This is a genomic window from Cutibacterium acnes, assembly GCF_003030305.1.
Taxonomy (GTDB): domain Bacteria; phylum Actinomycetota; class Actinomycetes; order Propionibacteriales; family Propionibacteriaceae; genus Cutibacterium; species Cutibacterium acnes.
Genome location: NZ_CP023676.1, coordinates 413,455 through 426,481 on the forward strand (window position 1 = coordinate 413,455; position 13,027 = coordinate 426,481).

The 13,027-nt window shown below is 60.1% G+C and carries 11 protein-coding genes and 2 pseudogenes; 7 read left to right on the forward strand and 6 right to left on the reverse strand.

Annotated elements, in window-relative coordinates:
* Window positions 1-26: 26 nt before the first annotated feature.
* Entirely contained in the window at window positions 27-1,133 is a 1,107-nt protein-coding gene (locus tag CPA42_RS02025) for a sugar kinase (protein WP_024513539.1), read from the reverse strand.
* Window positions 1,130-1,777: a bifunctional 4-hydroxy-2-oxoglutarate aldolase/2-dehydro-3-deoxy-phosphogluconate aldolase gene (gene eda / locus CPA42_RS02030; protein ID WP_002517175.1), complete on the reverse strand. Its 648-nt coding sequence runs from the start codon at window positions 1,775-1,777 to the stop codon at window positions 1,130-1,132. The genes CPA42_RS02025 and eda overlap by 4 nt, the downstream gene beginning before the upstream one ends.
* 412 nt (window positions 1,778-2,189) lie before the next feature.
* On the opposite strand from eda, the gene CPA42_RS12650 reads away from it, so the two are divergent.
* Both CPA42_RS12650 and CPA42_RS12655 read left to right on the forward strand, forming a co-directional pair.
* Entirely contained in the window at window positions 2,190-2,327 is a 138-nt protein-coding gene (locus CPA42_RS12650; RefSeq protein WP_002518738.1) for a hypothetical protein, read from the forward strand.
* A 478-nt stretch (window positions 2,328-2,805) separates the two neighbouring features.
* On the forward strand, window positions 2,806-2,994 hold the full coding sequence (locus CPA42_RS12655) for an NAD(P)-dependent oxidoreductase (protein WP_002550604.1): 189 nt from the start codon (window positions 2,806-2,808) through the stop codon (window positions 2,992-2,994).
* A gap of 227 nt (window positions 2,995-3,221) precedes the next feature.
* Here the strand turns inward: CPA42_RS12655 and CPA42_RS02040 are convergent, their stop codons facing one another.
* Window positions 3,222-5,702 (reverse strand): polysaccharide lyase 8 family protein, encoded by a 2,481-nt coding sequence (locus tag CPA42_RS02040; protein ID WP_002517162.1) that lies wholly within the window; start codon window positions 5,700-5,702, stop codon window positions 3,222-3,224.
* 245 nt (window positions 5,703-5,947) lie between these two features.
* Between CPA42_RS02040 and CPA42_RS13350 the strand changes: the two are divergent.
* The 3 genes and pseudogenes from CPA42_RS13350 to CPA42_RS13360 all read left to right on the forward strand — a co-directional run.
* Window positions 5,948-6,169 (forward strand): annotated as a pseudogene (locus tag CPA42_RS13350) (DUF2264 domain-containing protein); the annotation flags it as partial.
* Window positions 6,081-6,684 (forward strand): annotated as a pseudogene (locus tag CPA42_RS13355) (DUF2264 domain-containing protein). The pseudogenes CPA42_RS13350 and CPA42_RS13355, both read left to right, overlap by 89 nt.
* The gene (locus CPA42_RS13360; RefSeq protein WP_002518743.1) at window positions 6,681-7,634 is read left to right on the forward strand and encodes a DUF2264 domain-containing protein; all 954 of its coding nucleotides are present in this window, start codon (window positions 6,681-6,683) and stop codon (window positions 7,632-7,634) included. Before CPA42_RS13355 ends, CPA42_RS13360 begins: the two are co-directional and overlap by 4 nt.
* Before the next feature lie 515 nt (window positions 7,635-8,149).
* Here CPA42_RS13360 and rlmB read toward each other — a convergent pair.
* A complete protein-coding gene (gene rlmB / locus CPA42_RS02070) occupies window positions 8,150-9,106 on the reverse strand; it encodes a 23S rRNA (guanosine(2251)-2'-O)-methyltransferase RlmB (protein ID WP_002518745.1) in 957 nt (318 codons plus the stop codon).
* A 13-nt stretch (window positions 9,107-9,119) separates the two neighbouring features.
* Window positions 9,120-10,550 carry a cysteine--tRNA ligase gene (gene cysS / locus CPA42_RS02075; protein ID WP_002550607.1) on the reverse strand — a complete coding sequence of 477 codons (1,431 nt, stop codon included), beginning with the start codon at window positions 10,548-10,550 and terminating at the stop codon, window positions 9,120-9,122.
* A gap of 48 nt (window positions 10,551-10,598) precedes the next feature.
* Here cysS and CPA42_RS02080 point away from each other — a divergent pair, with 48 nt between their 5' ends.
* The gene (locus tag CPA42_RS02080) at window positions 10,599-10,817 is read left to right on the forward strand and encodes a hypothetical protein (RefSeq protein WP_002517304.1); all 219 of its coding nucleotides are present in this window, start codon (window positions 10,599-10,601) and stop codon (window positions 10,815-10,817) included.
* Between the two features lie 10 nt (window positions 10,818-10,827).
* Here the strand turns inward: CPA42_RS02080 and CPA42_RS02085 are convergent, their stop codons facing one another.
* A complete protein-coding gene (locus CPA42_RS02085) occupies window positions 10,828-12,246 on the reverse strand; it encodes a DUF4032 domain-containing protein (protein ID WP_002515096.1) in 1,419 nt (472 codons plus the stop codon).
* A 251-nt stretch (window positions 12,247-12,497) separates the two neighbouring features.
* Between CPA42_RS02085 and CPA42_RS02090 the strand changes: the two genes are divergently transcribed.
* Window positions 12,498-13,016: an Asp23/Gls24 family envelope stress response protein gene (locus CPA42_RS02090; protein WP_002515072.1), complete on the forward strand. Its 519-nt coding sequence runs from the start codon at window positions 12,498-12,500 to the stop codon at window positions 13,014-13,016.
* The last annotated feature ends 11 nt before the right edge of the window (window positions 13,017-13,027 follow it).

Sequence of the window (13,027 nt, forward strand, 5' to 3'; positions counted from 1 at the left end):
GGCTCGCCGTCCTGCCACGGATCGGATCAGCGTTTCACTCGTGCAGATCCGCCTGCTGCCAACGATTCCACCTCGCAGCGGGTGACCATCGAGGTATCGCCGGGCGTCGTCATGGCCAGAGCGCCGTGGGCGGCTCCCAACTCGACGGCTTTCTGCAGGTCTCCAGTCTCCATAAGACCAGCCACGAGACCAGCTGCGAAGGAGTCACCACCGCCAACGCGGTCGAGGATTTCCAGGTTGGGGCGTTCGACCGAGCGGACCAAACCAGTGTCCTTCGACCACGCAATAGCTGACCAGTCGTTACGGCTAGCAGTACGCACCTGACGCAGGGTCGTGGCGACGACGGAGATATTCGGGAATTTCTCGATGACCTTGTCAATCATGGTGGCATACGAGTTGACGTCGAGATGGGAGAGGTTCTCGTCGTTGCCCTCCACCTCGAATCCCAGACACGCCGTGAAGTCCTCCTCGTTACCGATCATGACGTCGACCAACCTCGCCAATTCGCGGTTGACACGGCGTGCCTCCTCTTGACCGCCGATCGACTTCCACAAGCTCGGGCGGTAGTTGAGGTCGTAGGAGATAACGGTGCCGTTAGCGTGGGCAGCTGCCATGACAGCCTTCGCGGTCTGAGCGCTGCTCTGTGACAAGGCGGCGTAGATGCCTCCGGTGTGTAGCCATCGCACTCCCAGTTGTCCAAAGAGACGGTCGACGTCGATGTCTTCGGCACGCAGCTGGCTGGCAGCACTATGGCCACGGTCGGAGACCCCGACGGCGCCGCGGACACCGAAGCCACGCTCGGTGAAGTTGAGTCCAGTGCGCACTGTGCGGCCGACTCCGTCAGAGGGCACCCAGGTGATGAACTGGTCGTCGACTCCACCAGCAGTGATGAGGTCACCGACAAGATGTCCAACCGGATCGTCGACGAGGCTGGTAATGACGGCGGCGTGTTTGCCGAAGACGCGGGACAAGCCGCGGCTGACGTTGTACTCGCCGCCGCCCTCCCAGGCGTCGAAGGACCTAGCGGTACGGATGCGACGCTCACCTGGGTCGAGTCGCAGCATTACTTCGCCGAGGGAGACGATGTCGTAACAGCACTGATCTGCGGGGCGAAGGGTGACGGGGCTAGTCATGACTGCTCCTTGACGATGTGGTGGGCGCTATCGACGGCTTCGCGGACTAGGTTGGCGATGGTGTGGCAGTCCCGGGCGGCGACGGCATCAGCCGGGGTGAGCCAGGTACCTCCGACGGCAGGAATATTGGCGCGGGAGAGGAAATCTGCGAGGTTGTGCGGCTTGACCCCACCGGTGGGGACGAAACGTAGGTGCGGGAAAGGGCCTTCCAGCGACGCGATGGTGGCTGCACCGCCGAAGGTGCCGGCTGGGAAGAACTTGAAGGTGTCGAGTCCCATGTCGATGCCAGCCATAATTTCGGTCGGGGTGATGGCCCCCGGCAGAACCGGGATGGCATGGTGCCGACATCGATCGACGACCTCGCGGGAGAGGCCGGGGGAGACGACGAAGCTCGCCCCGGCGCTCACCGCCTCATCGACTTGGCGGGCATTGATGACGGTTCCGGCGCCGACGGTGATCCGGCCGTCACCGGCCATGGACTCGATGGCGGCTGGGGCGGCATCGGTACGGAAGGTCACCTCGGCGACCGGAAGGCCACCGACGACCAGCCCGTCGGTGACGGCTGGGGTAGTGGCGGCGTCATGGATGACGACTACTGGGATGACCAGATGTGACAACACAGTGTTGAGTGCTTCATTGCTCATGTTCGATCTCCGACATTGGGTATTGTCCAAGGTTGTCTAGCGGTCGGCGGCCACGGCGACGAGTTGCCACGATTTCCCGTAGCTGCGGGCGGACCACCCGATGCGCCGATCCGTGAGGACTCGAGACGCTGTGGCCAAGGACACTCCTGTTCGATGACGGGGGGAGACTCTATCGGTTCTAACAGGCTACGGGCGGCATATCGACGAGGGGACCGTCGTCCTAACGAGTCGGATCGAGCCTAGCAATGTTCCCCTGATGATGGTGTCAATTTTGGTGTTCGAAGCGGTCCTCTAGTGGGGCGGTGAAAGCGATTTCTCACGTTCGTTTAAGACGGGTCCGGGTTCCTTGTAAAGAGTAAGATGGCGAATGATCCGAAGTTGACGATGGTGGACCGAAAGGATGAAACCAGCAATGACAAGACCCTGTGTGGTGCTGTCCGTTCTGGACCGGTACAAGCCGATGTCTTTCACTGTTGAGGCCATGGAGCGTCTTGGTGAGTTGGCGGAATTGCAGATAGACCCCGACCCGCAGTTCCATGCATCTGCGTAGAGCCGCCAAATGCTCAAGGATGCAGAGGTTGTTGTCACCGCATGGGAGACTGGCGAGCTCACTGATCTGCTGGATTACACGCCACGGTTGCAGATGGTGATTCACTCGGGGGCTCGGTCAAGGATGTTATTGGAATGCAGAACTACGAGCGAGGGGTGAGAGTCTCTTCCCAGAGATCCAGCTCAATGCCGAACCCGTTGCTGAATGCTCTTTAGCTATGATCATCCTGGCTGCCAGAAGGGGTCTTCCCATCACGGCGTCGGTACATAGAGAACCGAGCCAAGGAGGAGACGTTTTGGGGAACTTCACGGAAGTCGGGCTGTATGGTGCGCAGATCGACTCATTGGGTGTCGCGAATTTCGCGTTGGGTCATTGACATGCTGGCCCCCTTGCACGATGACATTAAGGTGTCCTCCCACCATCTCAACAAGGCACAGGCCCGTAACTCGGCGTCACTGCCGCAAACATCGAGGACATCATGCGTACCTGCGACGTAGTCTCTTTGCACTCGGCGTCGACCCCGCGGACCTACCACATGCTGGGAGCCGAAGACTTTGCTACCATGGAAGATGGGGCCGCCTTCATTAATACCGCGCGGGGCGCCATCTGTGGCCAAGATGCTCTCATCGCCGAGCTCCAGCGTGACAGAATCAATGCCATCATGTGATGTCACAGATCCTGAGGCCAACGTTCCCGATTCGCCGTTGTGGACGTTACCCAACATTATGCTCACTCCATACGCGGCCGGTTCTGTCGGCAAGGAGCTTCGTCGTCTTGGTGACGGGGCCGTAACGACTTGGCCCGCTACATCGTAGGTAGCAAGGTGGTCGGGGAAATCCTGGTCGATCAGTACCGCAGGGCGAGCTTGACCGACCAGGGGCCTACTTTTATTGCTCAGGAGCTAGTGTGCGGCAGCCCGAGGGGGTAGGACGAGGCACGGAGGCTTGGCTTTGTCGGTTTGGGCAGCGCAGGGGACAGTGTGACTCTGATGGACTGGCCGCCTAGGTCTGCGGTGTTGATGCGTAACGTCGTGGTCTTGTCACTTCGGCTGACGCTGATGCGGTCGCTGGAGTTCTCAACTGTCCAAACGCCCTCGATGGCGACGGTGAGTGAGGGCCTCTTCTGGGTGGGTTCGGACATGATGACCTCGACCCGGCTTCCCTGGGCCTGCGTCTGTATTATGGCGGGTGCGTCCGCCGTCATCCCGGCACATGTGGCGGGCTTCCAGAAGGCATAGGTGGTAACCACAGTGGGGTCTTTTGTGAGCAAGCAGCCGGTTGAGCGTACAGCCTGCACCATACGGTCGTTCGATAGCACGATGAACAGATTGTCGACAGGTCGCTGAGCCAGCGCCATCGTTTGGGATCGGCTGGCGGTGGGCAACACGGCCCAGGCCACCGGACGATTGTGGTGGGTGACGTGGAGAGAGGCGTAGTTGCGCTCAATGGCTTCGTTGAAGCCCTTGACCGTGCGTGCCGGGTTGACGTCGATCCATGAGCCTTTCCTTTTCTCCAACTGAGCGGTGAGATCGACGTCAGTGGCGAAGACGTATCCACCGACTCCGCGCAGGTGTGCCCAGTGGGGGTTGTCGAAAGACGTCTTCGATGTGATGGTAATGCCGTCGACTAGCAGTTCCGGCGGTGTCTTACCGACCTTGCGGTGTTCGACCACTGTGGTGGCCTTGGAAGCGTCGGTGGAGACATCGGTCGTCAGCTCCAACAAGGCATCTTTGAGCCCCACCCACAGCCGCCGGGCTTTCAAGGTGGAGTCCTGAGAGGTGATTTGTGAGGCGGCGGCAGACCACTCTCCTGACGCCAGCCCACCGGACCATTCATTGTCGGGGGTTCTCTCTGCCCACGCGGTACCGACGGCGCGTTTCAACGGAGTGGAGTCCACGGTCGTGCCCGTCGGTGCGGAGTAGTCGACGGTAGCCCAGAACCCGTCCTCGTACTGGCCCATGTCCTCAGGCAACATAAGATAGCGCATTCCTTGGCTGGTCCTTGACGCCCACTCATTTTCCGAGTTGCCATACTCGTACCACGAGATGCGGTTCGAGCAGTTAGAGACGGCGATGAGCCAATTTGGTGTTCGGTGCACCAGCCGGTCGATAGAGGCAAAATAGGTTGGAGTGGACGATTCTGGTATCGGTCGGACATTGGCGGCGGTGTCGAAGAGATCGATATCCCTCAGCGAGGCAGGTTCACTCAGGTGGTCGAAGGTGTTGCGGGTCATCCATCCGTGTACGGTTCCCCGCCACAGTTCGGCACGGTGAGCGGGGATGGCATTGGCCATGAGCAACATGGATCGTGCGATGGACATGCCGTGCATGGCTGCGGGTTCATCGATGCGCGAGATGGAGCGGCCGCGCACACAGTCGAGGATCTGGCCGCCATACATCACGGGCACGATGCCGCGCTCCACTTGTGAGAGGAGATTTGCTTGTGCCGAGTCGGTGATGTCGAAGCGTGTCCCCGCCACCAATGGGAGCAGCATTGCCAAGCCGCTCAGCAATACGTCGCCGTAGGAGCCGGTGTAAGGGACGTGAGAGTGCTGGATGAAGCCGCCGTCGGCACGAAAGCCGTCGCCTTCGGCGACCGTGCGCCAAGAATCGGGGAGCCCCTGGACCGCATGGCGGAGCTTGGACTCGTCGCCAGTGGCAATTGAGCGACATATCACAGCCCGGGTGAGGTCCATTCGGTTCGCTCCGGTCGAGATGACCGGTTGTGTGGGATGGGCGGTCGGTTTCACCGATTCTGGTTGCTGATACCAAGGATCGGGGACGAAGTGGTCGATGCCGGCTGCTGCTGCAGCCATGACGTCTGTGGGCAGGGCGTCGTGCAGGATACACATGACATCGCCGATGGCACGGGATGCGCCATCCTCCCAGTCCCACCAGTTGCCGTACTCGTCCTGTGAGGGGTGGTAGCGAAGACGACAGAAGTCCTTCAGAGCGTCGATGCAGGCAGAGAGGACATGAGGTTCGGCATGGTAAGCGGAACCAGGAGTGGCCCAGGCGCACGCGATGGAACTAATGGCACGGGCGGTTGTGGTAATGAAGGAGGATTCTTCCTTCTGCAGGTTTGCGGAGAGTAGGACAGTGGTCCTACTGCTGCTAGATGCGAGGTCGGTGAGGATTGTGGCCACCCTTTTGTCGGTCTTAGCGATGATCGCACGAGCTCGTGGATCAGCGGTTTTGGCCGCGTTGCGTCCAGTGATGATGTCGGTCCATTTTTCGCACAGTGCCGACCAAATATCGGGATCTGGTGAGGCGAAGGCATCGGGCATCTCAGGGGAAGCGGCAATCGCGATGGCTGATAGTGCGGACAAGGATAGGAAGGTCCGTCGCGAAGGGACTTGATACGGGATGTCGAACATTAATCGCGCTCCTAGAGCAAGTGTGACAACGGTGCCACGCGGATGGGTATGGGTTCCTAGCAGATTACGGGAAAGCGGTTACCGATAGTGTCGATTTGACGATACAGGCATTTTGCAACTTTATCTAACAGTGGTTCGAAGATGACCGTTGGGGAGCGCTCGCATGATCGAAACGAGTTTAGGAACGCGAGTACTGGTGCAAACTGGCTGATCGACTCCTGGATGCCGCGATCGCGCAGGCGACCCTGGGACATGCACGGATTGCTATGCCGGGTGCACCTGGGGGGTTGGGAACCGACGTCGACGGACTGGAGGGATTCGCCCGGGTCGGACCGTTGGCGGGGGCACGATTCGTGGGGGAGCAGGGGAAAGCCCTTCATGAGCTGGCGTCGTGGTGGGCCAACGGCGTCGATCCCAAATCCAGCGAGCGTTGGTTACGCCCGTCTGAGCATCGGCAGGCAGTGGTCGAGGCATGTTCACTTGCTTTGTTGCTTCACTTCGCCAAACCTTGGATTTGGGAACACTTGTCCCCCGCAGACGCTGGAACAGCCGGTCGAATGGTTTCAGGACGTACGAAGTCCTCAGATTCCCGACAACAATTGGATCTGGTTCCAGATTATCGTCGAGACTTTCCTGCGCGGAGTGGGATGAGGATCTAGTTCGACGGCACCGCGCCCGTCATGAACAGTGGTATCGCCGCGACGGATGGATAAGCGACGGACCGAGACGATGCTTCGATCGCTATGTCGGATGGGCGATGGAGACGTTGCCCGCACTGTGGACCCTCCTGGCCCCGGACTGGGACGTGGCCAGGAAATTTGCGGACATCCATGGGCCCCGGCTGGCACGCTATCTCGAGGGCGCCCCTTACCTCGTCGGGGCCGACGTGGGAGGCAGTCGGGGAGTTGCCCCGCTTATCCAAGGCGTAGTCTCATATATCGGTGGTGCACGTGCGCGCCCCTATGGGCAGGGGTATTCATGAAGGTTTCGCCCCTATCGCCGGGATTAACCAGGCGAATCTGCTCGGGGACAGTGCGCCATTTCCTCGATCACGGGGTCACCAGCGCTGACATCCTCACAATGGTATGGTTTCACGAGTTCCGACCGATGGCCCAATCTTATTCCGGAGTGGGATCCCCCTACTGGGCGGCAAAGGGAATGTTGGGACTGGCGTTACCGCCAGATCACCCGGTGTGGACCGAGCCCGAGGAGCCCATTCCGGTCGAGGCGAGTGATATTTATCGCATCATCGCTGTTCCCGGATGGATGGTCAGCGAAACTTGTCAGGACGGGATCGTGAGGGTTCTCAACATCGGTACCGATGGGCAGGACGAGGGAGAACTCGTTGGTGAGGCCCCGCTATACACGTCCCTAGGATTCTCGACCGCCACGGCACCTCCTCAGGCGGGGGAGTGGAAGCTCCGGTCGGTAGCCAATGTAGTAGGGCTCAGGGACGGACAAGGGCAGGTTTCTGCCCGTTCTGACCAGAGGGTTGAGCGGTGCGAATATATTGGTGAGGTGGTCGTCGGTCAGTCGTCGTGGCTGGCTCACTGGGTTCACGATGACGTTGATGAAGGGGCCGGTTATGGTGCTCGCGGCATTGTGGAGATCGGACCGAAGATTGTGTGCGCCCATGCTTGTCACCGTGGTGTCGAGGTGCGTTGCGTATGGGTGGAGGGAGCATTGTGTTCGGGGGTGGTCTTGATGGCGGGATGGCCGACTGATCCTTGCGATGGACCGGAGTCCTACCTTGAGCCGGTCACGTCCTGGAGCCATCGTGAGCGTTTGGCGGGTCATCGGGTTACTGGTCTGTCGAAGCTAACGACCGTTGAGACCTTGAAGACTTCGCTTGCGGGGGGAGGAGCCTTATATCGCATTGGTCGGGTTAGACCAATGCGAGCCTCGCCCACAGGTGAATGTAAACGGCGGTGACGTAGTGGTGTCTTTCCCCGGGCAACCTACAGTCGTGCTGAAATCCGAGTACTTTCACCGTTGAGAATCGCGATGCGTAGTTGGTTGGTTAGATGGTCTTAAGGCTGGATACAGAGTATAGTCCACGCCGTGCAGCTGGCCAGAGAAACGGAGCTGACCATGACGAGTTTCGTGCGACACGTAAACGTGGGATTTGGAGTTGTACCTGACGATCTTGGATCGTGCTCACCGCGGCGGCATTTCCGGATGCGGCGATGCTCCATGCGCTCCGTTTCACTGTCTGGCGTGTCGTGCAAGGTAACGCGGTGACGATGGCCGTTGGTCCCGGCCAAGGCTGGAGCTCTAGTCGAAATCGGTGTCATTGAATAGCCCGGCGCGATTACTATTGCCTACGCCATGGCCGGCCTAAGTATCTGAGGATCATTCCCCCTTTGGAACTCTCATGGCTCGCGCAGACGAATTCGCGAATGCGAACCTACCCCATAGTCCACAGAGCTGCGGCTCTCACTCGGATGTCACAATTTCGCTCCCCGCATCCTTGCCGCCTCATACAGCGCAATGGACGCTGCGACTGAAGCATTGAGGGATTCAACGTCGCTGCTGATGGGGATCGACGCCAGCACGTCGCACGACTGACGGGTAAGTCGGGCCAGACCGTCTCCCTCTGAACCGACAACAATCACCAGGGGGCCGTCGAATCCAGGAGCTGAAGCGAAGTCCGAGTCGGCCTCGCCAGCTAGCCCGACGATCATCCAGCCAGCCGCAGCGAACTTGCCGAGAGCCTGGTTGAGGTTCGTTGCCATCGCCACCGGGATGCGCGCCGCGGCCCCGGCTGAAGTCTTCCACGCCGCAGCCGTCATCGATGCTGACCGCCTCGACGGGATGAGCACACCCTGGGCGCCAAAGGCCGCAGCAGAGCGGATAATCGCTCCCAGATTACGCGGATCGGTGACCTTATCGAGGGCCACCACGAGCCCACCGCGGTAGGTCTGGGTACCGGCTGCGATGAGGTCACCGACGGTGGCGTACTCGTATTCAGGCAGGCGCAAGGCCACTCCCTGATGGTTAGACCCACCTGTCATGCGGTCGAGTTCGCCGCGAGTGGCCTGCATCAACGCGATGCCATGATCAGCGCAGAAGGTGAGAATCGCCCTCAGCCGAGAGTCATGCTCAGCTCCCTCGGCAACGTAAGCAGTGCGTACTGGAAGACCAGCATGTAGGGCCTCGAGCACAGGATTACGACCGATAACCCACTCCGGGCCCGCCCCCGTCGACTGTCTATTCGCCGGTTTGCGGGCTGCAGCGCGGGCTAATTTCTCCTGCTTGGCCTTGTACGCCTTGTGGTAAACGCGGTCTTCTGCCTTGGGAGTGGGGCCTCGGCCTTTGAGTGCTTTGCGGCCTCGCCCACCGGAGCCGACAGCGGAACTCTTGCTCTTGTGCCCCTCGCCGCGGCGCTGGGAATTTCCTGCCATGTCAGTCTCCTTGTCAGCTCAGCGACCAATGGGCGCCGGTGGGGGTGTCTTCGATCGTCAATCCAAGGTTTGTCAGGGTGTCGCGGATGGCGTCAGCCGTGGTCCAGTCTTTGCGGGCGCGAGCCTCGGCACGCTGGTCCAGCATGGCCTGCACCAAGCCGTCAACGACCGGTTCTAGACGGGCGTCGCCTGTTGCGGTGTCGGCCCACTCGGGGGCCTGAGGATCGAGTCCGAATACCGCGAGCATGGCTTTAACCTGGGACAGGTGATGACGGGTGGCCTCAGCATCGCCGATCGACACGGACTTATTACCTTCGGTGATTTGGCTGAACAGGGCCGCCACCGCCTGGGGAGTACCAAGGTCATCGTCCATCGCAATGACGAACGCCTCCGACAATTCATGCGAAGCCGTCACCTGCTCGCCAACGAGGTTGCTGGCGCGGTCCAGGAAGGAATCGATGCGCTCGATGGCTTTGGTGGCCTCATCCAGGGAGCCCTTGGTGCCCTCGTCGGAGGGGCTGAACTCGATCATGGAGCGATAATGCGGGGCCAGCAGGAAGTACCTGACGGCTCGCGGGCTGTAGGTCTTGGTGACCTCAGACACTTGGGCGGTATTACCCAGGGACTTGCTCATCTTCTCCCCAGACATCGTCACCCAAGCGTTGTGCATCCAATAGTGGGCGAAAGGACGCCCAGCTGCTGCTGACTGAGCCAACTCGTTTTCATGGTGAGGGAACCGCAAGTCGATACCGCCACCGTGAATATCGAAGGCCTCGCCCAAATACTTCCCGGACATCGCCGAGCACTCCAGGTGCCACCCAGGTCGACCGCGTCCCCACGGAGACACCCACGACGCTGTTTCGGGCTCGTCCTCTTTATGGCCCTTCCACAGTGCAAAGTCACGTGGGTCGCGTTTACCACGCGGGTCTGAATCCTCGGCCGGGCTCATTTCGTCGACACGCATCCCGGACAATTCCCCGTAGCGCGGCCAGGATCGAACATCGAAGTAGACGTCACCGGAGCCATCGGGGGCAGGATAAGCGTGACCTTTTTCGATGAGGGTCTTCACCAACTCGATCATCTCCGGGATGTGACCGGTGGCTCGAGGCTCATAGGTCGGCGGACGGCATCCCAATGCTTTATACGCCGCATGAAGCTCATTTTCGTAGTGGTACGCATGGGCCCACCACGGGGTGCCGGCAGCAGCGGACTTAGCGAGGATCTTGTCGTCGATATCGGTGACGTTGGCGACAACGGTCACCCGGTAGCCAGAACACTCCAACCAGCGCCGCAGGACGTCGAAGACGACCTCCTTGCGGATATGGCCCAGATGTGGACTGGACTGCACCGTCATTCCACAGTGGTAAATCGACACCTGGCCCTCACGAAGGGGCTTAAAGGTCTCGATGCCATGGGTAGCGGTGTTGTAGAGCTTAAACGTCACATGACTTAGGTTACCGGTGTACCCTGACACATCACTTACCATGAGGGTATGGCCGAGATTCGCAAGCACAAGCCGTCGTCCAGCCCCATAGCCCGGGCCTTGGAGGCCGCAATGGGTGAATCCATCAAGCCGGTTGTCCCCGGATCGCGCCCCGACAAGGGCGTTGAGGAGCCGGAGACGAAGCTCGAGTCCTCCCCATCGGTCGCCGCAAGTCCCGCCCAGTGGGGGTCCTTCACTGTGGCGATGCCGCCGAAGTCCTCAGATTGATCAGGCTGTCCTAGCGTTTCATTCGGGCTCGTAAGGCGTCGATGTCGAGACGTGACGCAGACTCCACGTCGATAGCTTCGGCATGGGCCTCCCACGGGTCGTAGGGAGCGTCCTCCTCTTCGTCCTCAACGTATCCGAGCGACGGGTCGTAGACGTTGACCAGTTCATGTCTGCTGTGCGCCGGTGAACCGTCCACCGGTACTACGGATTCTGTGCTTATGGCCTCGTCGGGCAACTTGGCGAGAATGTCACGGACGTAGCCCTGGGCTGCTTCAACGTGGGGGACTTCCCGTTGCTGACGCTGAGACTCGTACCACCGATAGTCGAGGACCTCGTGGTAAAACTGCGCGAGCTCGCGTTTCCGGGACAGTTCCGGCGGAATTTGCTGGACGACTGGCTCGAAACACTCGGTGAGCCAGCGGTGAGCCGCGACTGCCTCGTCAACCCCCTGAAGCCCATTGCGCGCCCGGAAAGTGTCGAGATCGTTGAGCAGACGCCGTGCCTGGAATTCTTCGGTGTCTAAGCCAGTTAGGCGCAGCAAGCGACGCTGGTGGTGCCCGGCGTCAACGACCTTGGGCTGGATGCGTAGTCGCTGGCCGTCCGGCGAGGTTTGGATGTCCAATTCGGCGACGTCGAAGCCAAGAGCATTGAGGCGACGTACCCGCGACTCGACCTGGGAGTAATCGCCTCCGTCGAATTCCTCGGCCGCAGTGAGTTCATTCCACAGGTCGTGATAGCGGTCCTCGATAGTCGTGACCAAGCCCAGGGGGTCCAGGGCATCGTCGAGCATGTCGCCCTCTTCAAGGTCGAGGAACTCGCCATAGAGATTCGTCCGGGCGATTTGTAGGTCGTGTTCCCGCTGGCCGGTGGTCAGGTGATCGTGCAGCTCACCGGTCTCGGCATCGACTAGATAGGCCGCGAAGGCCTCGGCATCTCGTCGGAACAGTACGTTCGACAGCGAGATGTCACCCCATAAGAAGCCCACCAGATGAAGTCGCACAAGAAGAACGACGAGGGCGTCAAGGAGCCGCATGACGGTTCCTTGACGCACACCAGAATGGAAAAGGGACCTGTAGGGCAAAGAGAACCGTAGGTGGCGGGTGAGGATGATCGGCTCCAGCGGTTCACCGTTGGACGCAACGCGGTCAGTAATGACGCCGATGGGCTCGACCGACGGGGTATCGAGCCTCATGAGGTCGTGCAGCAAGCGGTATTCGTGAATTGCGAGGTGCTCGACGACCTCCTTGGCGGCGTAGACATCGTCGTCGACAGTGATGAACCGCACCACGTGACGAGAGATGCCCCGAGGCAGCGCGACGAGCCGCTCCTGCGGCCACTGTGCCAACGGTGTGCTCCACGGCAACGGAAGCAGGCGGGAGTCGGGCTTCGCGCTGAGGAATCGGGTCACGAGGAACAGTTTGCCACCCACACTCGGGTTAGGTGGTGTGCCACCTAGTCAGAGGGGGAATTCAGACAGTCGCGGCGCCACCTTCGAGGACCGTCAGTCCCTGCATGGTGGTGGACATCGTCATGGTCCCTCCTGTCATCGGGTGTTTCTGGAGGTAGCTAAGCCAGGGCGTCGGAAATTTTCGACCAATTTTCGGATCCGCCGTGACGAATGTTCCCCCTAGACATCTACACATATGAAAGTCCCCACACATCGAATGGAGATGAGCCGATATGACTGACAACAAGACCGCTTCCGCTAAATCCGATGCCACGAAAACCGAGAACCTGCCAGAGACAACGACCAAAGAGACCCTGCCTCCCTCGCCGCTGCACACCGATCACGGCTCCACCCTCATCGCTGAGCAGGTAGTCCAGAAGATTGCCGGTATTGCCTGCCGTGAAGTCCCCGGTGTGCACGCCATGGGATCCACTGGTCGCCGGATGCTCAGCTCTATCACCGATCGCATCCCCGGATCGACTACCAACGTGTCGAACGGCGTCCAGGTTGAAAAGGGCGAGCGTCAGTGCGCTATCGATCTGTCCGTGGTTATTGAGTACGGCTACTCAGTTGTTGAGGTCGCCAATAAGCTCCGCGAAACCATTATTGACGCCGTTGAGTACGGCACCGGCCTTGAGGTCGTTGAAGTGAATGTCCAGGTCACCGATGTCTACATTCAGGGTGAGGACGATCACGACGACGACCAGTCTGATCAGGTTGCCGGCCAGCGCAAGAACACCGAACTTTCCTGAAAGGCGACACT